General features: G+C 47.7%; 18 protein-coding genes. 10 read left to right on the top strand and 8 right to left on the bottom strand.

Features of this window, described 5'->3' with window-relative positions; all coding sequences use genetic code 11:
* Positions 1 to 147: 147 nt before the first annotated feature.
* The 3 genes from AC0J5I_RS14845 to AC0J5I_RS14835 all read right to left on the bottom strand — a co-directional run bounded on the left by AC0J5I_RS14845 (position 148) and on the right by AC0J5I_RS14835 (position 3,842).
* Complete coding sequence (locus AC0J5I_RS14845; protein ID WP_475301583.1) at positions 148 to 2,787, bottom strand: YhgE/Pip family protein; 2,640 nt, start codon at positions 2,785 to 2,787, stop codon at positions 148 to 150.
* A 19-nt stretch (positions 2,788 to 2,806) separates the two neighbouring features.
* A complete protein-coding gene (locus tag AC0J5I_RS14840; protein WP_475301578.1) occupies positions 2,807 to 3,283 on the bottom strand; it encodes an RrF2 family transcriptional regulator in 477 nt (158 codons plus the stop codon).
* Positions 3,284 to 3,431: 148 nt separating this feature from the next.
* Positions 3,432 to 3,842: an Hsp20/alpha crystallin family protein gene (locus AC0J5I_RS14835; protein WP_107996006.1), complete on the bottom strand. Its 411-nt coding sequence runs from the start codon at positions 3,840 to 3,842 to the stop codon at positions 3,432 to 3,434.
* 215 nt (positions 3,843 to 4,057) lie between these two features.
* On the opposite strand from AC0J5I_RS14835, the gene AC0J5I_RS14830 reads away from it, so the two are divergent.
* The 4 genes from AC0J5I_RS14830 (at position 4,058) to AC0J5I_RS14815 (ending at position 8,529) form a co-directional block, all read left to right on the top strand.
* Entirely contained in the window at positions 4,058 to 4,915 is an 858-nt protein-coding gene (locus AC0J5I_RS14830) for a methyltransferase domain-containing protein (protein ID WP_107996005.1), read from the top strand.
* A gap of 255 nt (positions 4,916 to 5,170) precedes the next feature.
* The gene (gene queG / locus AC0J5I_RS14825; protein ID WP_475301568.1) at positions 5,171 to 6,319 is read left to right on the top strand and encodes a tRNA epoxyqueuosine(34) reductase QueG; all 1,149 of its coding nucleotides are present in this window, start codon (positions 5,171 to 5,173) and stop codon (positions 6,317 to 6,319) included.
* A 35-nt stretch (positions 6,320 to 6,354) separates the two neighbouring features.
* On the top strand, positions 6,355 to 6,864 hold the full coding sequence (gene trmL, locus AC0J5I_RS14820) for a tRNA (uridine(34)/cytosine(34)/5-carboxymethylaminomethyluridine(34)-2'-O)-methyltransferase TrmL (protein ID WP_107996003.1): 510 nt from the start codon (positions 6,355 to 6,357) through the stop codon (positions 6,862 to 6,864).
* A gap of 132 nt (positions 6,865 to 6,996) precedes the next feature.
* Positions 6,997 to 8,529 (top strand): phosphohexomutase domain-containing protein, encoded by a 1,533-nt coding sequence (locus tag AC0J5I_RS14815; RefSeq protein ID WP_475305755.1) that lies wholly within the window; start codon positions 6,997 to 6,999, stop codon positions 8,527 to 8,529.
* 396 nt (positions 8,530 to 8,925) lie between these two features.
* Here AC0J5I_RS14815 and AC0J5I_RS14810 read toward each other — a convergent pair whose 3' ends face one another.
* A complete protein-coding gene (locus tag AC0J5I_RS14810) occupies positions 8,926 to 10,296 on the bottom strand; it encodes a hemolysin family protein (protein ID WP_107996001.1) in 1,371 nt (456 codons plus the stop codon).
* Positions 10,297 to 10,755: 459 nt separating this feature from the next.
* Here AC0J5I_RS14810 and AC0J5I_RS14805 point away from each other — a divergent pair, with 459 nt between their 5' ends.
* The 5 genes from AC0J5I_RS14805 to AC0J5I_RS14785 all read left to right on the top strand — a co-directional run bounded on the left by AC0J5I_RS14805 (position 10,756) and on the right by AC0J5I_RS14785 (position 18,771).
* A complete protein-coding gene (locus AC0J5I_RS14805; RefSeq protein WP_475301559.1) occupies positions 10,756 to 12,855 on the top strand; it encodes a PBP1A family penicillin-binding protein in 2,100 nt (699 codons plus the stop codon).
* Positions 12,856 to 13,147: 292 nt separating this feature from the next.
* A complete protein-coding gene (locus AC0J5I_RS14800) occupies positions 13,148 to 13,498 on the top strand; it encodes a YlbF/YmcA family competence regulator (protein WP_107995999.1) in 351 nt (116 codons plus the stop codon).
* Positions 13,499 to 13,715: 217 nt separating this feature from the next.
* Positions 13,716 to 14,975: a metallophosphoesterase family protein gene (locus tag AC0J5I_RS14795; RefSeq protein ID WP_475301552.1), complete on the top strand. Its 1,260-nt coding sequence runs from the start codon at positions 13,716 to 13,718 to the stop codon at positions 14,973 to 14,975.
* Complete coding sequence (locus AC0J5I_RS14790) at positions 14,956 to 17,781, top strand: ATP-binding protein (RefSeq protein WP_475301548.1); 2,826 nt, start codon at positions 14,956 to 14,958, stop codon at positions 17,779 to 17,781. Before AC0J5I_RS14795 ends, AC0J5I_RS14790 begins: the two co-directional genes overlap by 20 nt.
* A 21-nt stretch (positions 17,782 to 17,802) precedes the next feature.
* Positions 17,803 to 18,771 carry a 3'-5' exoribonuclease YhaM family protein gene (locus AC0J5I_RS14785; protein WP_475301544.1) on the top strand — a complete coding sequence of 323 codons (969 nt, stop codon included), beginning with the start codon at positions 17,803 to 17,805 and terminating at the stop codon, positions 18,769 to 18,771.
* Positions 18,772 to 18,972: 201 nt separating this feature from the next.
* Here the strand turns inward: AC0J5I_RS14785 and AC0J5I_RS14780 are convergent, their stop codons facing one another.
* From AC0J5I_RS14780 to AC0J5I_RS14765, 4 genes are all read right to left on the bottom strand, one after another.
* A complete protein-coding gene (locus tag AC0J5I_RS14780; RefSeq protein ID WP_475299478.1) occupies positions 18,973 to 19,875 on the bottom strand; it encodes an IS3 family transposase in 903 nt (300 codons plus the stop codon).
* Positions 19,872 to 20,555 carry a helix-turn-helix domain containing protein gene (locus tag AC0J5I_RS14775; RefSeq protein WP_475299477.1) on the bottom strand — a complete coding sequence of 228 codons (684 nt, stop codon included), beginning with the start codon at positions 20,553 to 20,555 and terminating at the stop codon, positions 19,872 to 19,874. The genes AC0J5I_RS14780 and AC0J5I_RS14775 overlap by 4 nt, the downstream gene beginning before the upstream one ends.
* 389 nt (positions 20,556 to 20,944) lie before the next feature.
* A complete protein-coding gene (locus AC0J5I_RS14770; protein WP_475301540.1) occupies positions 20,945 to 21,910 on the bottom strand; it encodes a peptidylprolyl isomerase in 966 nt (321 codons plus the stop codon).
* Positions 21,911 to 22,143: 233 nt separating this feature from the next.
* Positions 22,144 to 23,001, bottom strand: coding sequence for an aldo/keto reductase (locus tag AC0J5I_RS14765; RefSeq protein ID WP_475301537.1), 858 nt, complete (start codon positions 22,999 to 23,001; stop codon positions 22,144 to 22,146).
* A gap of 160 nt (positions 23,002 to 23,161) precedes the next feature.
* On the opposite strand from AC0J5I_RS14765, the gene AC0J5I_RS14760 reads away from it, so the two are divergent.
* Complete coding sequence (locus tag AC0J5I_RS14760; protein WP_475301533.1) at positions 23,162 to 23,590, top strand: MarR family winged helix-turn-helix transcriptional regulator; 429 nt, start codon at positions 23,162 to 23,164, stop codon at positions 23,588 to 23,590.
* Positions 23,591 to 23,683: the final 93 nt, after the last annotated feature.

Raw genomic sequence — 23,683 nt, 5'->3', positions numbered from 1 at the left:
CAGAATATTGGCTGAACTTCGGCGAAGCCACTGTTCACCGGAGCAAGTGCAACAGTAGCGTCACTGGTGCTGTTGCACCCAGAAAAGAACAAAGAAAACACGCACATCCTGTTGAGGTTGTGCGTGTTTTGGCATTCATAGAGTTTTTTAAGCGGTTTGGGTTTCCAGAGCAGCCGATTTTTCCTCTTGCTCAAAGTCTTCCTGTTGCAATGTTTTCCGTTTGACTGTGTAGAAGAGGATGATCAGCAGATTGAAGACGATCAGGATCGCCAACAGGATGAACAGATCCGTGGAGATGCTGCCGCCGATGCCGAACAGTTGGCGGTAGGCATCGATCGAATACGTCATCGGCAGGTAGGGATGGATCGCCTCGAAGAAGCTGTTGGACAGCTGGATCGGATAAGTGCCGCCGGATCCCGACAGCTGCAGGATGAGGAAAATCAGCATCAGGAAGGAGCCGACTTTATCAAACAGCAGGTTGAAAAGCATGACGATCGACACCGAAACGAGCGCAGTCAAAATGGTGATCAAAAGCATTTTTTCAATCGAGGACGGGGCCAATCCATTGACGCTCAAGAGGAGGCCGACCATGATGAGTGCTTGGCAAACGCCGACTGCCGCTAGCACAGAGATTTTGCTGGCCCACCAGCTGATGCCGTTTTTCGGATATTTCCTTGGGGTTAAGCTGTCGTACATCAGGTTCAAGCTGATTGCGCCTACGAAGAGGGCGACGGACATCATGTAGGGTGCCATCCCGGTGCCGTTGTTGACGACTGGTGCCGTTTCGATCTGGTTCGCGATTACCGGTTCAGCCATCATCGCGTAGGTGTTCTCGTTTGCATCGACTTCGTTCAGAGCGGTGCTCCCGTCGAGCAATTTAGAACCCAGTTCATCTGTGCCGCTAAGCAATGTTGTCAACCCGGCATTCAGTTGCTCTGAACCATCCGCCAATTGACCGGAGCCGTCACTTATTTTAACAGCACCAGTTGCAAGTTGGCTGATTCCGTCGGTCAGCAGGCTGCCATTTTCGACCAGCTGCATGGTTCCGTCGGCCAGTGACTGGGTTCCATCTTGGAGTTCAGTTGCGCCTGATGCAAGGGTTCCGGTCTGTTCATTTAGGGTCTGCAGGCCGGCGCTTACTTGTGCGTTACCTTCCGTAAGGCTTTGTCCGCCTACAGCCAATTGTTCGGAACCGGCTGTAAGTTGGGACAGGCCGTCAGCCAGTTTTTGGGAGCCGTTTTGTGCGCTTCCGATGGCGGTCTGCAATGATTGAGCGCCGGACAAAAGAGTTTGGCTGGATTGGCCGATTTGGCCAAAGCCCGATACAAGCGTCGTCGCTCCAGCGTAGACATTTGCATAGCCGGCCGAAAGACTGCTGACGCTGGACTGGAGTGAGGCTACTTGTTGCCCGATGGCAGTGGCATCGATACCACTCAATCCGGACAGAGCACTGAGGCTGGTTGCCATTGTTTGGATCGAACCGGCTTGTTCATTTGCTACGGTCGCCAGCTGTGCAGAGACAGCTCGGCTGACGGCTGCTTCCTGTTCAGGGGTCAATTCGGTACCGCTTTGTGAGATTGCATCCATGATGGCTGCGGTATTGTTGACGGGATCCGCAGCAGCCGTGATAGTATTGAGTTCGGTGTGAAATGACGCAATCGTGGTGGATAAGCCGTCCAATTGGGATAGGGTGGTCGCCAAATCTGATGAAAGACTGGATTGCTGCAGTTGAATGTCGAGCGTTTCGATTCCGTTTTTCATTTGGTCGAGCCCGCTCTGCAATGCAGTCAGTTTTGCTTGTTGTTCCGCACTGGTGAGACTTGTGTTGAGTGCCGCTAAGCCTGAAGTCAATGATGTACTGCCTTCCGATAGTTGGCTCATGCCACTGTTCAACGTGTCCATACCTGTCGAAAGCGCGAGACTGTTCGTCGCCAAACTGGAAAGCCCGTTGCTCAACGATGCACTGCCTTCAGCTGTTGCAACTGCGCCGTCATTCAATTTACCGACGCCTGTTTGCAATGCCGGCATGGAAGCTGCCAGTTTGGCTGCACCATTGTTCAATGCAATGGCGCCGACATCCAGTTGGCCGACTCCGTTCAGATACGTTTGCAGTCCAACCGTCATCGTCACGGCACCGTCACGGAAGCTGAGGCTGCTATCTGCAAGCGTTTCGAGATTTGTGGTTAAGCTTTCGTTGCCTTCCTTAATCTGGACAGTCCCGTCGCTGAGTTGTGCGCTTCCGGCAGCCGCTTCCGTCATCCCATCCGCGACAGTCTGCAGTTGCTCAAAGACGTTTTTTGCGTAGATGGCTGTCACCTCATCAGAGATGGTGTCGTTGATTTCGTTTGCGGCAGAAGCGGTCAGCTTGGAGGCGATGTAGCTTCTGCCTGCGCTGGTCCGGTAAGTCAATTCCATCTGCTGGGGTGTTTCATCCAACAAGGTGGTCGCATTTTCTGAGAAATTCTCTGGGATGGTTAGTGCCATATAGTAGCTGCCATCCTCCAATCCAGCTTCCGCTTCTTCCTGTGAGACGAAATCAAAGTCCAAAGCATCGGATTCCTGCAAACCGGTCACCAGCGAATCGCCGACAGCCAGTGTTTCTTCATTATAGGAAACGGACTTGTCCTGATTCACAACAGCGACTGGCAGTTCGGCCAGTTTACCGTAGGGGTCCCACATGGAACTGAGGAAAAGGACTGTGTAAAGGGAAGGGATCAAGCTGATTCCGAACAGGATGATCATCATTTTTTTCGTTTTGAAAATTGTTTTCCATTCTTGCTTAAACAAAATAGTGCACTTCCTTCATTTAAATTTCGGTAGACAGGATGATGGATTCCCAATCTACATTTTCGACCCTTTCCGAGCCCTCGACTAGGAGGGAATCGAGTGTGTATTGCTGCAAGCGGGTTTTGAATTGCTGTTCTGCATCGAAGAATACTTCAAGGACTTCCCTTTTTTTGTACTTGATTTTTTCCGCACGCAGGAACACCTTTTCGGCCAGATTGGTCGGCCGGACAAAGCTGTGCGTTCCTTCGATTGCTTCATAGATATGCAACATCGTGATGTCTTTAGGAGTCCGTTTCAGTCTGAATCCGCCGTCCTTGCCTGCCTCGGAATCTACCAAGCCAGAAACGACAAGGGAACGCATCACTTTCTTCAGGTAGGAATCGGAAACAGACAAGCGCTTGCTGAGGATGGTGCTTTTGATGGGACGTTGCTCGATTTGGGTCGCCAGCATGATCAATATGCAGATGGCCTGTTCCACGCCGCTTTTCATTTTCATCTTTTTCGCCTTCTTTCGTAGATATAATTTATCCATGGATGTATTTTATCTCTTAATGTTTGATTGTTCAAGTGAAAGTATTCGTTTTGAGTGCAAAAAAATAGCCGAGCAAGCCAGAAAGCGGTTTGCTCGGTCTTTTCTTTATGGATCAGAAAATTTCAATTTTACGTTTGGAAAGTACACTAGGTTCTTTTTTCGGGAGCACTAAGTTCAAGACGCCATCTGTCAGAGTAGCTGTAACATCTTCTTCGTTGATGCCTTTCAAATAAATTTCCCTGTGGACGGACCCCGAAGAACGTTCTTGGCGGATGATTTGGCCTTTTTCGTCTTTTTCGATTTTTTCCGATTTGCGCACGGCTGAAATGGAGAGAATGTCGTTGTCATAGTCCACAGTGATATCCTCTTTGCTATAGCCCGGCAGATCGGCTGTAACTTGATAGTTGTCTTCGGTTTCATGTACGTCCAATTTTATTTCCTGAAAAAAACGATTTTGGAACATCGATCCGGTATCCGACAGCAGGTCAAAGAAACTGTTGCTTTTGCGTAACTCATTTGACATTTGAAAAATCTCCTTTCTTTTGGTTGAACCTTTTGTTCACCCTCAGTATATACCTACGCAAATCAGAATTCCACCGATATGAATCCAGTTCCAAACTGCGGCAACCAAGCAAAAGCTGATTCCAAACGGATAGTATGGTAAACTGTTTGAGGAGTTTTGAATCAGTTAACGCCTTGCACCGTGTAACCGGAAGAGGCCGGAAAGGACAGTTAAATATGAAAAAAATTGAAGCGGGCAGTCTCTATCTGGAACAGCATCGGAATCTTTTCCAGTGCCCTATCTGCAAAGGGAATTTTGAGACAGTGGATGGGCATAGTGTCGTCTGTGCGAATGGCCATCGTTTTGATGTATCAAAAAAGGGTACCCTGCATCTGTTGATGAAAGGTGGCCAGAACGAATACGGCAAAGAGATGCTGTCGAGCCGGAAAAATTTGGCGGATACCGGCTTCTTTTACCCCTTATTGGATGCCGTTTATGCTCATATTGATAATCCTGAGTCGGCGACAGTTTTGGATGTCGGCTGCGGAGAAGGTTCCCATCTGCACTATTTGACCGAAAAAGGTTTAACGGGAACAAAAATCGGCTTTGATATATCGAAGGATGCGATCCATTTGGCAGCCAGCAACTTTTTCTCGGATGCGTTCTGGTGCGTGGCCGACTTGGCGCATTCTCCTTTTGGAGAAAGTGCCTTTGATGTCATCTTGAACATTTTTTCACCATCCCAGTATCAGGAATTCAATCGTGTTCTGAAGCCGGGTGGGAAGGTCGTCAAAGTGGTGCCGAATGCGCAGTATTTGATCGAGTTGCGGGAGCAGTTGTATGCCCTGGATACCACAAAGAGAGAGTACGATAATCAACAAGTGGTGGACCGGTTTTATGACATCTATCCGAATGCTGTCAGCGAAGAAGTCAGCTATACCGTGGCTCTTGATGCAAAAAGCTATGGATGGCTGATGGAGATGACGCCATTATCCTGGGGTGCTTCCGAAGAATCACTAGCAAACGCGGTGGCAAATCCGTTGAAGTCTGTCACTGTGGCAGTCACACTTTTAGTCGCAAGTAAACCAGTCTGATTTTTGCATAACTGGAATATAGCCCAAGTTTCCGGAAAATGTTGACACAGCGGTGTGATATGCTATAATACGTATATCATTTTGTAGCCATTATTATCGTTTTGTTTCACAAAATGACCTTGACCAACGTATCGCATTCGCCGTGCCAGACACCGAAACGATACGTTTTTTTGTGCGTATTTTCGCAATCTTTTTCGGAGCTCGACGAAGGCGCCGAATGGTACAAAAAAATACTGACTGTCAGGAGCAAGAAAAATGAATTTTGCCGCCTTGAAGGCTGAAATAATAGAAGAAAGCAAAAAGCTGGGTATCGATAAACTGGGTTTCACGACTGCCGAACCTTTTGAATATATGTTGGAAAGTTTGAAAGAGCAGCATGCGAAGGGCCATACTGTCGGCTTTGAACACCCGGTTCTGGATGAACGGATTTACCCGGATCGGATATTCGATAAGCCGCAAGCGATCCTTTCTCTCGCCCTGGCATACCCGAGCAAAATGACCGAAAAGTCGGAGCGCGTGCGCGGCGAACGTCGCGGCAATTTCTCGCGCGCTTCCTGGGGGACCGATTACCACGTCATTCTCCGCGACAGGATGGACCGCTTGATTGCCTTCATCCAGGAAAAAATTCCGGGTGCCCGCTTCAAGCCGATGGTCGACACGGGCGAGCTGATCGATACCGTGGTGGCGCAGCGGGCCGGGTTGGGCTTCATCGGCCGCAACGGCCTGTTGATCACGCGCGAGTTCGGGTCCTTCGTCTACTTGGGGGAAATCATCACGGATATACCTTTTCCCGCGGATGAGCCGGGTGTCTTTGGCTGTGGGGAGTGCATGCGCTGTAAGGATTTCTGTCCGACCGGAGCAATCCTCGGCAACGGCCAATTGAATCCGAACGTCTGCCTTTCCTATCAGACACAGACAAAAGGGTACATGCCGGAAGAGTACCGCAAAAAGATTGGACACGTCATTTACGGATGTGATATCTGCCAGCAAGTTTGCCCGTATAACCGAGGGATGGATCATCACGTGCATCCCGAGATGGAGCCGGAACCGGAAAGCGTCACCCCTGTGCTGCAACCGATGCTGACGATATCGAACCGCGAATTCAAGGAGCAATTCGGACATCTGGCAGGCTCGTGGCGCGGCAAGAAACCGCTGCAGCGCAACGCGGTCATCGCTTTGGCGAATTACCGCGATCGAACGGCGATTCCGGAGCTGCTGCGGATGATCGAGCAGGACCCCCGGCCGGTGCTGCGCGGGACGGCTGCTTGGGCCGTCGCGGAAATTGTGCGCGAAGCCAATCCTGAATTGTTGGCTTTTTTCTCCGAACGGCTTATAATCGAAACGGACGAAGAAACCAAAGCCGAAATGGAGAAGGCTTATCTGAAAATACTTGAAATCAAGTAAACAGATTAATCTAACAGAATGAAGGAGTTTCACTTATGACCAACCATATCGTACTATTTGAACCGCAGATCCCTGCGAATACAGGCAACATCGCGCGCACTTGCGCTGCAACCAATACAACTTTGCATCTGATCGAACCGTTGGGCTTTTCGACCGATGACAAGCAACTGAAGCGTGCCGGGCTCGACTACTGGCATGACGTGAATATCATCCATCATGCGGATCTGGCGGCATTCCTCGACTATCTGGGCGACCGCCAGCTCTATCTGATCACAAAGTTCGCCGACCGCATCTACAGCGAGGCCGATTTCACGAAGGATGAGGATGTCTTCTTCATTTTCGGGAAAGAGACGACAGGGCTGCCTGAAACTTTCATGCAGGAAAACGCTGGAAAATGTCTGCGCATTCCGATGAATGATGAGCATGTCCGTTCCCTTAACCTTTCGAACACTGCTTGCATGATCGTCTACGAAGCATTGCGTCAGCAAGGTTTCCCCAATTTGGAATTGACCCACACCTATGAGAACGACAAGTTGAAGGGTTGAACGAACCCGTTCTGCTTTTCTGATTGAATTGCATATCGTTCGGCCGAAGCAAAAAAGCTTCGGCCGTTCTTTTTTTATTTCCGTCGAATAGGTATAATGGATGTAACGGAAAATTGAAAAGGGGATGAAATGATGGAAAAAGCTGCATTATTGGCCTTACAGAATGGATCGGATGTTCGCGGGATTGCGATTTCGACGGAAAAACATGAAGCGACGCTGACGGCGGATAAAGTGACGCGCATCGGATATGGTTTCGTGGAGTGGCTGCAAAATGGGAAAAACATCAGCTTAAGCGGTGAAAAGAAAGTCAAAATTGCGATCGGACAGGACAGCCGTTTATCCGGAGGGGACATCAAAGCGGCACTCATGGCTGGCATGGCGCCTTATGCCATCGAACTCATCGATGTCGGCCTTTGCACTACGCCGGCGATGTTCATGTCGACGCAGTACGAAGGTTATGCGACGGATGCAGCAATCATGATCACCGCAAGCCATCTTCCTTTTGAATACAACGGACTGAAATTCTTCACCAAGACTGGTGGAGCGGAGCATGAGGATATCGAAGAAATTCTGGAATACGCCTACGAAATGCCGGAAGCATTCGCGGAGAAAGAACAAGCTGCAGTAGTGACGGAGATGGACCTGCTTTCGACTTATGCAGCTGATCTCCAGGAAAAGATCCGCAAAGGGATTGCTTCAACGGAAAACCTTGAAAAGCCTTTGACCGGACGCCACATCATCGTGGATGCCGGCAACGGAGCGGGCGGATTCTTTGTGGAACAGGTGCTGCAGGCTTTGGGAGCCAACACTTCCGGCAGCCAATTCTTGGATCCGGACGGCACTTTCCCGAATCACGTCCCAAATCCGGACAACAAGGCAGCAATGAAGAGCATCCAGGATGCGGTCATCGCGAACAAGGCCGATCTTGGAATCATCTTCGACACGGATGTGGACCGTTCCGCGATCGTCGACAGCGACGGAAAAGCGTTCAACCGCAACAATCTGATTGCATTGATTTCGGCGGTGCTATTGACTGAAGACCCAGGCGCGACCATCGTCACGAATTCGGCGACTTCCGCCCACTTGGAGACGTTCATCACGGGACTTGGCGGGGTGCAGGACCGTTATCTGACCGGTTACCGGAATGTCATCAACCGCGGCATCGAATTGAATGAGGCAGGTATCAATGCGGTCTTGGCTATCGAAACGAGCGGACATGCGGCGCTGAAGGAAAACTATTTTCTGGATGATGGTGCCTACCTGATCGCAAAACTGCTGATTGCGGATGCGCAGCTGTCAACGGAAGGCAAGCGTTTGGGGGATCTGATCGCCACGTTGGGACAACCGACGGAAACGATGGAATACCGCTTTACGATCATCGAAGAACCCATTTTTGAAGTGGGCAATGCCATCATCAAGGATTTTGCGGCTTTCATCGCTGCGACCGAGGACATGGCATTGGTTGCGGATCACCTTGAGGGCGTGCGCGTAAACCTGAGCGGACAGTATGGGGAAGGCTGGTTCATCTTGCGTTTGAGCCTACATGAGCCGTTGTTGGTATGGACCATCGAAAGTGATGCAGTCGGCAAACTGCCGGTGATCGCGAAGACTGTGCTGCCTTTTTTCAAAGGGCGTCCGGAGTTGGATACGGGGCATCTTCATTAAGAAATCTCATCAAAAAAGACTTTGCGGCAGGCGTTTATAGGCCTATCGCAAAGTCTTTTTCGTATAACTAGGAAAGTATAGAATATTTTGAATTCAAAAGTGCGTCACCGCAGGTGTTTCACAAATTTGCAAAATGTTTTGTGCAATCAAACCTGATGGCCAGCTTCACGGGTAAGCCCTTCGGAAAGGATAGAGGAACCCCGTGTCTCTGTGAGCCAAGGATACTGTGCGACTAACCTGCTGACGCAGGAAGTCTCTCAGCATATTGCGCTCTACGATGCTCAGTTGCATGGGACTTTTAGGGATTCATCCCTTAGAGGCATGACACACTTGACCGTTTAGGTCACAGTGTTTCCTTTACAAGGGCTGAACGAACCCGTTCCGCTTTTCTGTTTTTTATTCGGTTACTTCGGGTTCTTCTTTTTCTTCGGAATCGGCAGATTCGATATGATTTTTCAGCTTCCTTGTCGTGAAGATATCGATGACGAGGATCGAGTTTTTCTCTTTTTGGATGGCCTTGAAGCGGTAGCCGTGGTATGCGACTTCTTCGCCTTCCTTGACGTCATACTTCTGGTCCAGCAGCCAGCCGCCCATCGTATCCACATTTTCGTTGTCGATGTCCAAGCCGAACAGATCGTTGACATCGTCAATCAACATGCGGGCACTGATGCGGTAATGGTTTTCGCCAAGCATGATGAATTCAGGTTGATCTTTCGTCTCGAAATCATCGCTGATATCGCCGACGATTTCTTCCACGATGTCTTCCATCGAAACGAGGCCGCTTGTGCCGCCGTATTCATCAATCAAAATGGCGACTTGATTGTGTTCCTTCTGCATTTTGACCAAAAGTTCCTTGATCGGAATCGTTTCGATGACCGTGATGACCGGACGAACAAAATCGGTGACGGTGAATTTGCTTTCGTCCTTGTTTTGGACAGCTTCGACAAATGCAGCGAAGACTTCTTTCGTGTTGATGACGCCTACAATCGAGTCTTTATCTTCGCGCATGACGGGATAGCGGGTATATTTTTCTTGCTGGACGACATTTGCGATATCGCTAAGCGACATGTTGAAGTCCACCGCTACTATTTCCGTCCGCGGAACCATAATTTCGCGCGCCATCCGCTCATCGAAGTTGAAGACATTTTCCACGAATTGGTATTCTTCGCGGTTGATTTCGCCGCTCTTCAAACTTTGGCTCATGATCAGGCGGAGTTCTTCTTCGGATACATTGTCGTCAGATTCGCCAATCGTTTTCATCCCGATCGCTTTTGAAATGCCATTGGCGGTTTTGTTCAGCACAAAAATCAAGGGAAACATCACACGGTACCAAATATTCAAAGGTCTTGCGATGCGCAGCCCCATTTTCTCTGTGCGGCTCAAGGCTACATTTTTTGGAACGAGTTCACCGATGATGACTTGGATGGAAGTCAAAACAGCGAAGGAAACTACAAAGGACAGGATAGTCGCGATTGCATCAGGAATCGGCAGGTTGCCGAAAAGCGTATCGAACAGGCGTTTAAAGGTAGGATCCCCTAACCAACCAAGAGCAAGGGAAGTTATCGTAACCCCCAGTTGCGTCGCTGAAAGATAGCTGTCCAGTTTCACGGTCATATTTTTCAATAATTTTGCTTGCGGGTTTCCTTCTTCAACAAGGAAATCCAGCCGGGAAGGACGTATCCTAACGAGCACATATTCGGACATAACGAAAAATGAAGCGATGAAGAGGATGAGGAAAAATAATAGTAAGCCTGTTGTGATTGACATAATTGATTGCCTGCATCCGTTAAGGACAGCAGACTTCACCTCCTGTGAAATAATGATCCTGAATAGGAAATTTCTTCACGAGATCTCTGGTTTCACGCTGAAACAAATGAAAGCGACCAAAAGAATCCCTGAAAATACGCGTTTTCGAAAATTCTTTTGGTCTACAGATGATTGTCATCTGATGCGTTCTGTCCCACTGGTGCCACCTACCTTAATAATTATTTAAGCAAAATTCGGTTATTTCAAAACGATACTTATGCTAAAATTATAAATCAAAATAGAGAAATTGCAACACGAGCGCACTTCTGCGACTTAAGTCGGGTTTCTTATTTGAGCGATTCCTGTTAATATGATACGGAATCCTGTTATCGCAATGTGCTTTCATGTGAAAAGCTTATGATGTGTCTCCACTGCCACGCGCACCGCAAAGGCATTCAGCAAGCCGGGGGGATGTAGAAAATGAAGAAGGATGAAAAAATGCAAAATAAATCATTTAAGGAAATATTTAAAGCCGGGTGGGTCCGTTTCAACGAGAAACGCAAAAACCTTTGGCGCAAATATCGGATCAACAAATTTATCTTATTGTTCTTGTTGATCGGGACATTGATCAGCAGCACCTACCTTGTTTTCTTGGCAAAGACAGCCAATGTCGAAAACCTGAAGGCCGGATTGGAACAGACAACGGTCATCTATGATCGCTACGGCAATGAAGCCGGAGAACTCTATTCGCAAAAAGGAACGTTCGTGACAATCGACCAGATTTCGACGAACATTCAGACTGCGGTCGTGTCGACTGAAGACAAGCGTTTCTATACGCATACTGGAGTTGATCCGATCGGAATCGGCCGTGCCGCTGTCGGCTTCGTGCTGAATGGTGGGAATATCGTCGGTGGGGGTTCGACGCTTACCCAACAGCTGGCCAAAAATGCCTACCTGACGTTGGATCAGACTCTGATCCGGAAAGCCAAAGAACTGTTTCTGGCTTTCGAAATCGAAAGCAAATATACGAAGGACGAAATTCTTGAGATGTACCTGAACAACGCCTACTTCGGTTCCGGGGTGTGGGGTGTCGAGGATGCTTCACAGAAATACTTTGGAATATCAGCAAGCGAAGTCAGTTTAGCGCAAGCGGCTGTTCTGGCCGGAATCCTGAAGTCACCAAGCTATTACAACCCGATTGATGATTATGATGCGAGCATTGCCAGAAGGAACACGGTGCTGCAGCTTTTGGCAGATAATGCATTTGTCGATCAAGCCACCGCTGATGCGGCAATGGCTGAAGATATCAATGTGGTGGGTACCTATTATGCAAACAGCAGTTACAACTATCCCTACTATTTCGACGCGGTCATTGACGAGGCCGTCAATACTTATGGCCTGGATGAAGAGGACCTGCTGAACCGGGGCTACAAAATTTACACCGGCTTGGATCAGGATTATCAGAATCAGATGGATACCGCCTATGCGAATGCCTATCTGGCGACTGCGGAAGACGAAATTCCTTTACAAAGTGCTTCTGTAGCCCTGGAGCCGGCAACCGGGGATGTGCTTGCAGTCATCGGATCAACAGTATATCAAGGTTTCAGGAGCTATAACCGCGCAACCCAGATGCCTATGGCGCCGGGATCGACAATCAAACCATTGTCCGTCTATACGCCGGCTCTTGAGGCTGGCTATGAAGTGGATGCGGAAGTGATGGATGATGATTCCTTGACTTACGGCGATGACGATTATTCTGTTTGGAACTATGACCAGAACAGTCTGTATGACACTTTGCCGATGTACCAAGCGCTTGCTGAGAGTAAGAACACGTCTGCGGTATGGCTGTTGGATAAACTGGGCATCCAAAAAGGAATTTCCAAGTTGGAGGATTTCGGTATCCCCATCGGTGAAGCCGATGAAAATCTGGGTGCAATCGCGCTCGGGGGTATGAGCACCGGCGTCTCGCCAGTGCAGTTGGCCAGTGCCTATACGACATTCGTGAATGAAGGAGTGCGCACGGAAGCGCGCTTCATCACGAAGATTGTTGATGCGACCGGCGCTGTAATCGTGGATAATACGAATCCGGAAACGAACCGTGTCACGACCGCCGCAGTCGCGGAGGAAATGACGAGCATGCTGATGGGCGTCTACGCTGAGGGTGGTACCGGTGCATCGGCACAACCATCGAACGGCATGGTGATCGCTGGCAAAACCGGAACGACGGAGCTTGATCGGGAAACAGGTTACATCAAGTCGCAATGGATGGTGGGATATACCCCGGATTTAGTCGTCGCCACTTGGTTGGGGTATGACGAAACCAATGAAACCCACAATCTTAATAATGCCGGAAAGACGATGGCGAATTTGTACAGTGCCGAGATGGGCGCGTTGTTGTCGATCAGTCCGCAGACAGAATTTGCGGTCGCTGCTGCTGAAGAAACCTATGACAATGACATCGTTGGTAGATTCAAGACCGGTCTGGATGAGTTCATGAACGAAATGGGTTCGTTCGGTCAAAGCATCGGCGAGGGTTCGCAAAAACTGTTCGACTGGGCCAACGATGCTTTCGGTCAATAAGAAATGATTTAAGGAAAGGCAAGCTGTGATGGCTTGTCTTTTTTTAGTGCTCGATTTCTGCCGGGGATTCCTCACGCTCTTTCTAAACGCGTTCTGAATCCCAGAAATCTGTGCCTAAGCTGACTACCACACACGGACAAAGAGCGTCCGCTTTGTGTTAGTCCTCTTAGTGCTCGATTTCTGCCGGGGATTCCTCACGCTCTAATAAGAACGTATTTTCGTGTTTTTTGATGGCTTTATTGTTCGGATAATGTTATAGTTTATGTAATATGCGAATGGAAGGAATGGGATAATGAGTAATATTTATGATACGGCTTATGAGTTGGAAAAAAATCTGCGTGAGGCTTCTGTTTTTACTGAGTTGTCTTCAGCTTACGCTGCAATGAGAGAAGATAAAGTGGCTTTTGAATTGTTTGAGGAGTTCCGTAATGTGCAAATCGGGTTGCAACAAAAACAAATGACAGGTGAAGCGATCACTGATGATGATGTGGCTTCTGCTCAAGCAATCGCTGAGAGAGCATCCGGCAACGAAGTTATCCAATCTTTGATGGCTAAAGAACAACAGTTGAGCCAATTGATGGAAGAAGTCAATGCCATCATCACAAAACCGTTGCAAGAATTATACGCGCCTGCACAAGATTAAACCTTAATTTTTGAAGATAAGCTGTGACCATTTCCGAAAGAATGGCCGGATGATAGATAAGGACAGGATTCAACGCATTGCCTATCAATGCCTTCCAACGTTCTTCATCCGATATTTGGAGGAAATGGCGCAGCTTTTTTTATTTTGTATATATTTTCCAAAAGGATTTTATCTTCTTTATCAGATTTAGCATAAAATGCGGAAAGAAGGACAGCTTGTGATTACATTTATCCATACAGCGGATCTCCATCTGGATAGCCCTTTTAAGGGGGTAAAACAGCTGGAACCGCAACTTTTTGATGCCATTTACCAGTCCACTTTTGATTCCTTTCGGGAATTGGTGACGCAAGCCGTCGCGGCCCAAGTGGATTTTTTTCTGATCAGCGGGGATATCTACGATGAAGAGAATCAGAGCGTGAAGGCACAAGCCTTTCTGAGGGATGAACTGGGTCGGCTGGATCGTGCTGGTATCCCGGTTTATTTGTCGCATGGGAATCACGATTTTCTCGGAAGGGAAGCACTCAAACTACAGCTTCCCGAAAACGTTACAGTCTTCGAAAAAGAAGTGACGACTGAAATGTTGACCACGAAAGCAGGGGAACGGGTGGCCATCACCGGCTTCAGTTATCCTTCCAGATGGGTCGAAGAACGGATGATCGTCGATTATCCGACCCGGAATCACAGCGTGGATTACCATATTGGGATGCTGCATGGTTATCTGGAAGGGTTGAACTCTTCCGAAGGCGTCTATGCGCCGTTTTCTTTGGGTGAATTGAACGCAAAGAACTATGATTATTGGGCTTTGGGACATATCCACAAAAGACAGCAACTGCAGACATTTCCTCCTGTCGTCTATTGCGGCAATACGCAAGGACGCAATCCGAACGAGACCGAAGCGAAAGGCGCGTATTTGGTGACGCTCCGCAAAGGCATGGCTCCTGCATTGGTTTTTCTCCCGACAGCACCGATTGTTTGGGAAAAAGAAACATTGTCGTTGCTTGGGTGCAAAAACCTCAATGATGTTTTTTCGCGCGTCGAGGAAAGAATGGAACAGCATCGCTCTACGAGAGAATCGAGTGTGTTGTTGTCGTTGCTGTTCACGGATATACACGAGCTTCATCCAGAGGTCATCAAAAAGATTGAGGATGAAGAGATACTGGAAGGTGTCAAACAACGGTTGGAACAGCCTTTCATCTACCTTTATCAGTTGAAAATTGCGGTGGATACGGAAAAGGAACTGTTTTCTTTTGATCAGGTAATGAAGGAAAGTTTTTCGAAAAGTTGGACGGAAATCAGTGGCGATGACGTATTCTATCAACAGCTGGATAACTTTTTCCAACATCCGCTTATCCGGACCACATTCCCTGATTTAAAAAAAGATCGAAGCTTCAAAGAGGAAGTGCTGGCCGCAGCAAAGACCAGATTGGTGCAGGCGGTCGCGTTTGAGGAGGAAGACAGTGAAGATACGGAAGATTGAAATATATGGCTACGGAAAATGGGTGAACCGAACTTTTGATGATGTGCAGGATCTGCAGGTTTTCCACGGCAAAAATGAAGCCGGCAAAAGCACGCTGTCCTCCTTCATCAACAGTATCCTTTTTGGGTTTCCGAGTGCCCGCAAGAAAGATCAGAATCTGTACGTTCCGAAACAAGCACAAGCATACGGCGGCCGCTTGTTTCTGGAGGACACGCGGTTCGGAGATGTCATCGTTGAACGGGTGAAAGACCGCAATAAGGGACAAGCGCTAGTCACGCTACCGGATGGTGTCCAGCAGACGACCAAAAATCTCGGGCGATTCCTGCTGGGGATGGACAGGGAGACTTTCGAGTCCTTGTATACCTTCAAAATAGACAGCTTGCTTTCCTTGAAAAAAACCCAAAAAGAGGATCTCAATCATTATCTTTTGAGCATCGGCACCAGCGGAAGCGAACGCTTGCTTCAATTAGCCAAAGAATACCGTGACGAAGCCGCGAAACGCTTCAAACCGACTGGCAGTGTCCCACCATTGAACAAGAAGATACAGGCTGCTGAAAAACTGCAAAGGAAGCTTCAGCAAGCAAAAGCAAAAAATGCGACCTATGAAACCTCGCTGCTCGATTTATCGGACAGCCAAAAACAGCAGGCCGAATTATTATCCCGTCAACAGGAACTGGAGCAGGAACAAACCGCCATCGCAGAAAGTTTACGTTTGGCGGACAGTTATCATGAGTGGAAACGACTGAATAGGGAAATCACGGCAGTCGACTACAGTGAAGTGCCGGAAGATGCCCGTTATCAGTGGCAGAACCAACAGGAAAAAATGGCCGGTTCGATCCAGGCACAAACGCAACTTCAGGAGCGATTGTCTCAGTTGCATAAACAGTTGGGCGAATATGACAATGTGGAATGGTACAAAGTACATCAACCGGAGTTTGCAGCTTTGCAGCATAGTGCCGCCAAAACGCAAGCGGATCTGAATAAAATCACTTATCTGGAAAATGAGATCAGCAACTATAAAGCTGATTTGGCCAAACAAAAAATGGCCTTTGGGTTGAATCTAGCCCTTTCTGCACCGGAACCGCTGAAGGAAGAAGAACGCTCTCAGCTTCAGCAGTTTGCGCAAGACATCCGACAGATCGAAGAACAGCTGTTGCGATTGGACCACAACATCGGTTTCCATGAAGAACAGCTGGAAACGCTCCAGAAAGAAGCGACGCGTCTCCAACACGAGAAGGTTGCAGATGATGCGTATGCGGCGCTGCAAAGCGATGTCCAACAGCCAAGCCAAAGAACACCTGCGCCCGCTCCAGCGAAAAGAAATCCGATTGGTGTGACGTTATTGACGATTGCAGCTGCATTTGTGGTCCTGTCTTTTGTTCTGGCGGACTTCAGGGTAATTGCTTGGATGTTGGCCGCTTTGCTTGCTGTAGGTGGTGCGCTCCTGATAGTAAGAAAGCCTCAGACATCAAAGAGCGAAGATGCATTTTCAGAAGGCTCTCCTGAAAATGCGATGGAGCAATTTCTGAAGCAGACTGCTGTCCGGGAAAGAATCCAGGCCGTAACGAGAGACCTCGAAGAGTTACAGGATAAGTTTTTTGAGCTTTTAAACAGCCGGGAAGAAACAGAAGAGCGCGGAAAGATGCTCCAAACCGAATTGACCACTTTCCTGCATAAGAAAGGCTATCCTGCGCGCATGACGGCAAAGGAACTCTTACAGCTGGACCCTGGTGCCGTGTTGGCTGAGCGAGCCGCCCTGATCATCAAACAGGAAGACGAAATGCGCGAGCTTAATCTTGCTGTGGATAATTGGAATGAGCAGACTACGTTCATCCGCAGCCGCCTCCATTTTGAACATCTGACAGTCACCGAAATGGTCGCACGCTTCTCCGCGATACAGAATGCTGTCATTTTGGAAGAAAATATGGCTTCAAATGTTCAGGATAAAATCAATGAACTGAAGCAAGAAGTGGAACAAATCCAACGCGATCTTGCCGAGTCCCATCAACAGAGACAGCGGCTATTGGATCAGGCAAATGCAAAAACGGAAGCGGAATTCTACCAGTTGTTGGCTCTGAAGGAAAAGCAGGAGCAAAACCTCAAGCGCAAAGAATTTCTGGATGGGCAGGTCAATGGGCGCGAGCAACTCTTGGATCGTTACGGCGATGCCAAGAAGAGCACAGTCCTTTACGAAAAAAATGAACTGGAAATACAGCGGTTGAAGGCCGAGCTGTCAACACTGCAAAGAACGGAAGTGGAACTGAAGCATCAGCTGGAACAATTGGAAGAAGGCGGGACTTATAGCGCCTTGCTGCAGGAGTTCGCCTTGGCCGAGACCGAGCTGAGGGACCTTGCCGTCGAGTGGGCTGGCTTTGTTACAGCCGGAGAATGGATTGAAGGGGCATTAAGGTACGGGAAAGAGGATCGCTTGCCACTGATGCTTGATGATACGATAGCCTTCTTCAGTCGTTTGACAGAAGGTGCATACACCGGAATTGCGTTTCAAAAGAACGGCATGAAGGTGCAACGTAAGGACGGAACAACCTTCTTACCAAATGAATTGTCTCAGGGAACGGTGGAACAACTGTACATTGCATTACGGCTTGCGTTTGTGAAGAACACTGCCGATATCGTCAGTATGCCAATCTTGATCGATGATGGTTTTGTGAACTTCGATGATGATAGGAAAAATATCATGTTCACATTGCTTGAAGAGCTGAGTGAAGATGTGCAGGTGCTCTTTTTCACGTTTGATGACGCTTGCGTTCAACGATTTTCACAGAAACAAGTATACATGTTAAAATAGGAGTGAAAGGGGCTGGTAGGCGTGGCCAAAAAAATATATGAACACGAAATAGATGATAATTTTGAAATTTATGTGCTGATCAAAAGTGCGGATATCCGTCTGGCAAAAAATGGCAAGAAATTCATCGCCTTTACTTTTCAGGACCGCAGCGGTCAGATCGACGGGAAGTATTGGGATGCAAAAGAGGAGGATATCCAGCAATTCCAGGCTGGCCAAGTCGTTGCGGTAACAGGCAAAAGGGAAATGTATCAGAATAATCCCCAACTGCGCATCACAAAACTAAGGCTCGCCCGCGACGGTGAACCAAGCCGACCGGAACTCTATATGGAGCGTGCGCCCTTGAAATCTGAAGAAATGGTTGAGGAAGTCAGCCAAATCTTGTTTGAGATCACGAGCGCACCAATCAATCGGATTGTCCGCCATATACTCAAAAAATATCAACGGGAATTTTTCGAGTATCCTGCTGCAAAGCGTCACCATCATGCTATCGTAGGCGGACTGGGTTTCCATACGGTATCGATCTTGCGGATGGCGAAAACGGTCATCCAACATTATCCTACAGTCAATAAGTCGTTGCTCTACGGAGGAGTGATTCTCCACGACATCGGAAAAACGATTGAGTTGAGCGGCAGCATGTCGACAGAGTACACCTTGAAAGGGAATCTGATCGGCCACATCGTCCTGATTGACGAAGAAATCACCAAAGCTTGTCTGTCCCTGAACATCGATGAGGATAGCGAAGAAGTCATCTTGTTGAAACACATTGTTCTGGCGCATCACGGCAAACAAGAATTCGGTTCACCGGTGACGCCGCATCTTTTGGAAGCCGAAATCATCCATCACCTTGATAATTTGGATGCTTCCATCAATATGATCGACACTGCTTTATTGCGCACGACACCGGGAACGTTCAGCGAGCGTATTTTCGGGTTGGAGAACCGCAGCTTCTATAAGCCCGTTTTTACCCAACCTACTGAAGAAGGGCAATAACAAAAAGAACACAAGGCCGCTCGCGGTATGGTATGCCACCCGTCAATAGGACAGTAAAATATTTAAACAGTTTTACAGACTGCTCCCCGTAATGTGGGGGCAGTTTTTTTGCATATATATATCTGCCGCGCTTACGCTTGGCGGCCCACACGTTTTATGAGCGAAGCACAACCCGCTCCCCTCACAAAACGTGAGGGGTCATTAGGCTGCCTCGAAATACTGGTCATGGAACTCCATCGGAGTCATGATATGCAGCTTTCTTTGAATGCGTCTATTATTGTAATATTCCATATAGTTGTGAATCATATCAATCAAAGAGGAACGACTCGTAAATTTGCGACGGTAATATTTTTCACGCTTGATGAGCGCCCAAAACCCTTCCATAGGGCCATTGTCAATACAACGAGCGACACGGGACATGCTTTGTATCATACCAGCCTCGCTTAAACGCGCACAGAATTGCTTACTTGTATATTGAAATCCGCGGTCACTGTGGAACAACGGCTGAGCTTCTGGCTCATTTTGTATGGCTGCATCAAAAGTCTGGAGGACTAGCGGCATATCGTTTTGATCACTGATTATGTATGCGACAATTCGACGGTCATAAAGATCCAAAATGGCACTCAAATATACTTTCTTGATTGCCGGTCCTTCGTAATACTTGAATTCGGTCACATCGGTCAACCATTTTTCATTTGGTGCGTCTGCACGAAAGTTCCGGTTGAGGCGATTTTCGGCGATATGATACGGATTCTGTGCACCTTTGGTGATGCTATTCGCACGATGTTTGATTCGGGATTGGATTTGTTGACTACGGCATAACCGAAGGGCGCGGTTGTCACTGATGATCATGCCATGGGTATATTCCAACTCATCGCGTATCCGACGATGACCCATATCGTCATGTTCTTCATGGATCTGTTTTGCCACTTCAGCGATTTGGTTGTTGCGAATTTCCCTTGGACTTTGTGGTTGCTCAAGCCAGCGGTAATAAGCGGAGCGTGTCACATGTAAGATTTCGCACATAACTTGCACCGGATAACCTTTTTCTGTATGGAATTGCTTGATGGTTTCGTACTCAGCTTGTTTTCTTATTTCGCTCAACGATTCCTCCTTTCTAATTCTTGGAATTTTTTTGTTACATCAAGTTCCATTTTTAGACGTTGATTTTCGCGTTTTAAACGTGCTAATTCGTCTTGAAGTAATTCCTCGGGAGTCCGGCTGGGCATTGTCCCTTTCCTGCGCCCACGGCGGTCTTCCAACCCTGCTTCTCCCAATTCCGCATATCTCTTTACCCATTGATAGACGTTTTGATAGGAGACTTGATATTTTATAGCCATAGCACCATAATCTTTTCCATTCTCTAAACAGTCCAACACAATTTTTAAACGCTCATCTATGGTTGTTATCCGACCTTTGCTCATAGTACTTCCTCCACTGGTTGTTTTGAAGTCTTTATGAGTATTATAATCCTTTAGCCAGTTCTGCAGTGGCGTTTTGCTCCGCAAACCATATTTTTTGGCGATTTCAATCATGCTGCCCAGGCCGTTCAGATAGTCCGTGACGGCTGCCAACTTTAACTCCTTGGAGTAATGACTGTTCTTCTTTACCGGTAAAAGGGCCGATGGACCGCCGTTCTCATAAAGTCTAATCCAATTGCGAATGGTCTCTTGAGATACTCCAGCGTTCTGTGCTGCCCTTGATATACCGATTTCATTTCTCACATATTGCTCGACAATGTTGACTCTGTTTTCGACAGATAATTTCATAGCTCTTTTAGACATAGAAAAAACCCCCATATAAGACTTGAAATAATTCAATGTCCTATATAGAGGTAGCATATCAGTAACGAGCGGCCTTGTGTTCTTTTTGCGTACCAGCGGGTGGGAGTGAGATGTCGGCTGATTGGTGCTTGAGTGGAGTCAAACCGTCGAGATAAGGGCAGGGCGTCGGTCGTTTGGATAGCTGAGTTTGCTGAACGGTCAAGATATGGCTCGTACATCGGCTGTTTGGCTGTGCCGGGGTGACAAACAGTCGACGACATCACTGTCGCCTTGCCGGGGGAGACCCGGCAATCCACAAGTACCTCCGCATTTCAGAAACTAGCCAACAAAAAACACGCAGGCTACCAGCAATCAAAAGCTGGTAGCCTGCGTGTTTTACATTGTAGAGATTAGTTTGCTGATTCAGCAGTTGCAGATTCGGATGTAGCTGATTCTGCTTCTGAAGTTGTTGCTTCAGATGTTGCGTCTGATGAGCTTGTTTCTTTAGCAGGCAAGAATTGATCGATTGCTGCTGCCAAATCTTCGTCCTTGATTTCAACATTTGCTGCTTGGACGATTGTGGACATGACGGAAGTCAAGTAATCGTTGTCGGCAAGTTTTTCGTCCATCATCACTGTTTCGATGTTTTCACGTTCTTCTTCCAACGTTCCTTTTTCTGTCTTCTCGATCATTTTGATGATGTGGTAGCCGTATTCGGTAGCGACTGGTGTTTGTGTCACTTCTCCGACTTCAAGCGCATAAGCAGCTTCTTCGAAGGCTGCGACCATTTCGCCTGCTCCGAACAATCCTGTTTCTCCGCCGTTTTCAGCAGTTGCTGTGTCGGTAGAGTTGGCCTTAGCCAATTCAGCGAAATCAGCACCGCCATTGATTTGGTTGATCAGATCTACAGCAGTTGCTTCATCTGCAACCAAGATATGCTGTACGTTGATTTTCGGTTGGTATGCTTCATAATAGGCCTCGACTTCTTCATCCGTGAATGTCGTTTCAGCTCTTACGGCTGCTTCAATCAGTTTGTTCAAATACAATACATCTTGGTATTCTTGTTTATTTGCGAATCCTGATTGTGACAAGATGTAGTTGAATGTTTCTTCTCCGCCGTATTGTTCGATGGTCGTCAATAGTTCAGCTTCTGTTTCAGCTTCTAATTTATTGTCTCCGATTTTATCGTTCAATACGTCTATCAAAATCAGACGTTGCAAGACGGTTTCGCCGATTGATGCTTTCATTGCGTCGTATAATTCATCTTTTGTGATATCGCCTGCTGGAGTCGTTGCGACAGTTTCGCCGGTCGAGCAGCCTGCTAATGTGATGGCCGTCAGGAAAGCAACGGACGTCAATGCTAATTTCTTTTTCATGAATGTGGCACTTCCAATCTATTTCTATTTATCTATCTCATGAATAACCATCTATAAATATATCATAAACGCCTTGATTATGGAAAATATTCCTTAAAAACGCTAGCAAACTTCTCAGAAACTTCATATCTGCCGCCCAATCCGGAATCAGAGGAAAAAAGCAACATAGAACAAAAAGAGGAGCTCGCTATCCGTGAGTATGGGACAGTGTGCTCCTTTTTTGGATTGTTTTTTTAACTCGGACGGATTGAGGTTCTGGTCAGGAATTCCTGGTCATCGGGATGCCCGGAGTATCTTGTGCCGGTGTTGAGGGTCGCGATCTTGTCCATATCCACTGTGGAGAGGCTGAAATCGAAGATATTGCGGTTTTCTCGGATACGGCTCGGTGTGACAGACTTCGGAATGACGACAATGCCGCGTTCGATATGCCACCGCAAAACAATCTGGGCAGCTGTCTTGCCGTACTTCTCTGCCAGCTCCAGGAGCACCGGTTGCGTCAATAGGTCATTTTTGCCTTGCCCAAGCGGACCCCAAGCTTCATGGATGATTGCGTGTTGCGCCATGAAAGCCCGCAGTTCATCCTGCGGAAAGGCAGGGTGCGTTTCGATCTGATTGATCATTGGGATGATTTCCGTGTGCGCCATCAGATCCTCGAGGTGATGGATCTGGAAATTGGAGACACCAATGGCTTTGATTTTGCCTGCCGTGTACAATTCTTCCATTGCTTTCCAAGTCTCGATGTAGTTAGCGGAAGCCCAATGAATCAGGTAAAGATCAAGATAATCCGTGCCCAATCGGTCCAGACTGGCTTGGAAAGCCGCTTTGGTTTCCTCGTAGCCGTGGTCATAATTCCAAACTTTTGAGGTCAAGAAAAGCTCTTCCCTTGGGATGCTGCTTGCTTTCAAAGCCCGGCCTAAAGTAGCCTCATTTTCGTAAATCATCGCGGTGTCGAAATGACGGTAACCCACCTCCAAAGCAACGCGGATCGCTTCCGTCAATTCCTTTTCGTCCTTCATCTTGAAGACGCCCAGTCCCAGCTGCGGGATGGTTACGCCGTTGCTGAATGTGATATTATTGATTTCGTTTTCCAAATCGAACACTCCCATCTGAAATATATATGCGTGCGCATACTTTTAGGGTAACATAGCCGAATTCAGCAAGCAAATCATCTGCACCCAGTCGCGGTGGATTGCTCAAAATGCCAATTTTTGGTATCATAAGCTGATAAAAAGAAAGGAATGGGGGATCATTGTGAAGTGTGAAATGAGTTCTGCGTTTTGCCAATGGCTGGAGATCAATAATTTTCATCTGAAAGTCGAGAGTGCCTTGGAAAAAAGTTTGCAGACGAACCATAACCTTTCTCTGAAAGAGTTCTATGTCCTATATTTCTTATCACAGGAGCCGGATCAAAAACTGAAGCTCCAGGATCTGGAGGAAAAGGTCGGCTTGAGCCAAAGCGCAGTATCGAGATTGGTCAGCAAGTTCGAGGCGAAGGGGTGCGGAGCGTTGGAACGGAATGTCTGCGAGCAGGATCGGCGCATCATCTATACGTCATTAACGAAAACTGGTGTGGCAAAACTGGATGCAGCGGCTGCGACAGTAGAACAGGTGCTCAGGGAGTCTTTCGCAGAAATGCCGATACAGAAATTTATTAAGCAGGCTGACAACAAGAATGAGTAGCGGGTTCTTGAGTGTACTCAAAAGGTTCTATACGCAGAAAAATACGACGCTCCAAATGACCGTTTGTCCGGTTTGCATTTGGAGCGTCGTATT

Source organism: Trichococcus sp. TS_SC_9 (genome assembly GCF_056156325.1).
This window is presented reverse-complemented; position numbering and strand designations above follow the sequence as displayed.

What these genes read in the sequence shown, in the direction of transcription:
- AC0J5I_RS14840 (WP_475301578.1), bottom strand. Translation starts at nt 3,283, where the DNA reads ATGAAAATGAAAAGCGGCGTGGAACAGGCCATCTGCATATTGATCATG.
- AC0J5I_RS14830 (WP_107996005.1), top strand. Translation starts at nt 4,058, where the DNA reads ATGAAAAAAATTGAAGCGGGCAGTCTCTATCTGGAACAGCATCGGAAT.
- AC0J5I_RS14815 (WP_475305755.1), top strand. Translation starts at nt 6,997, where the DNA reads ATGGAAAAAGCTGCATTATTGGCCTTACAGAATGGATCGGATGTTCGC.
- AC0J5I_RS14770 (WP_475301540.1), bottom strand. Translation starts at nt 21,910, where the DNA reads ATGAAAAAGAAATTAGCATTGACGTCCGTTGCTTTCCTGACGGCCATC.
- AC0J5I_RS14775 (WP_475299477.1), bottom strand. Translation starts at nt 20,555, where the DNA reads ATGTCTAAAAGAGCTATGAAATTATCTGTCGAAAACAGAGTCAACATT.
- AC0J5I_RS14805 (WP_475301559.1), top strand. Translation starts at nt 10,756, where the DNA reads ATGAAGAAGGATGAAAAAATGCAAAATAAATCATTTAAGGAAATATTT.
- AC0J5I_RS14800 (WP_107995999.1), top strand. Translation starts at nt 13,148, where the DNA reads ATGAGTAATATTTATGATACGGCTTATGAGTTGGAAAAAAATCTGCGT.
- queG (WP_475301568.1), top strand. Translation starts at nt 5,171, where the DNA reads ATGAATTTTGCCGCCTTGAAGGCTGAAATAATAGAAGAAAGCAAAAAG.
- AC0J5I_RS14835 (WP_107996006.1), bottom strand. Translation starts at nt 3,842, where the DNA reads ATGTCAAATGAGTTACGCAAAAGCAACAGTTTCTTTGACCTGCTGTCG.
- AC0J5I_RS14810 (WP_107996001.1), bottom strand. Translation starts at nt 10,296, where the DNA reads ATGTCAATCACAACAGGCTTACTATTATTTTTCCTCATCCTCTTCATC.
- trmL (WP_107996003.1), top strand. Translation starts at nt 6,355, where the DNA reads ATGACCAACCATATCGTACTATTTGAACCGCAGATCCCTGCGAATACA.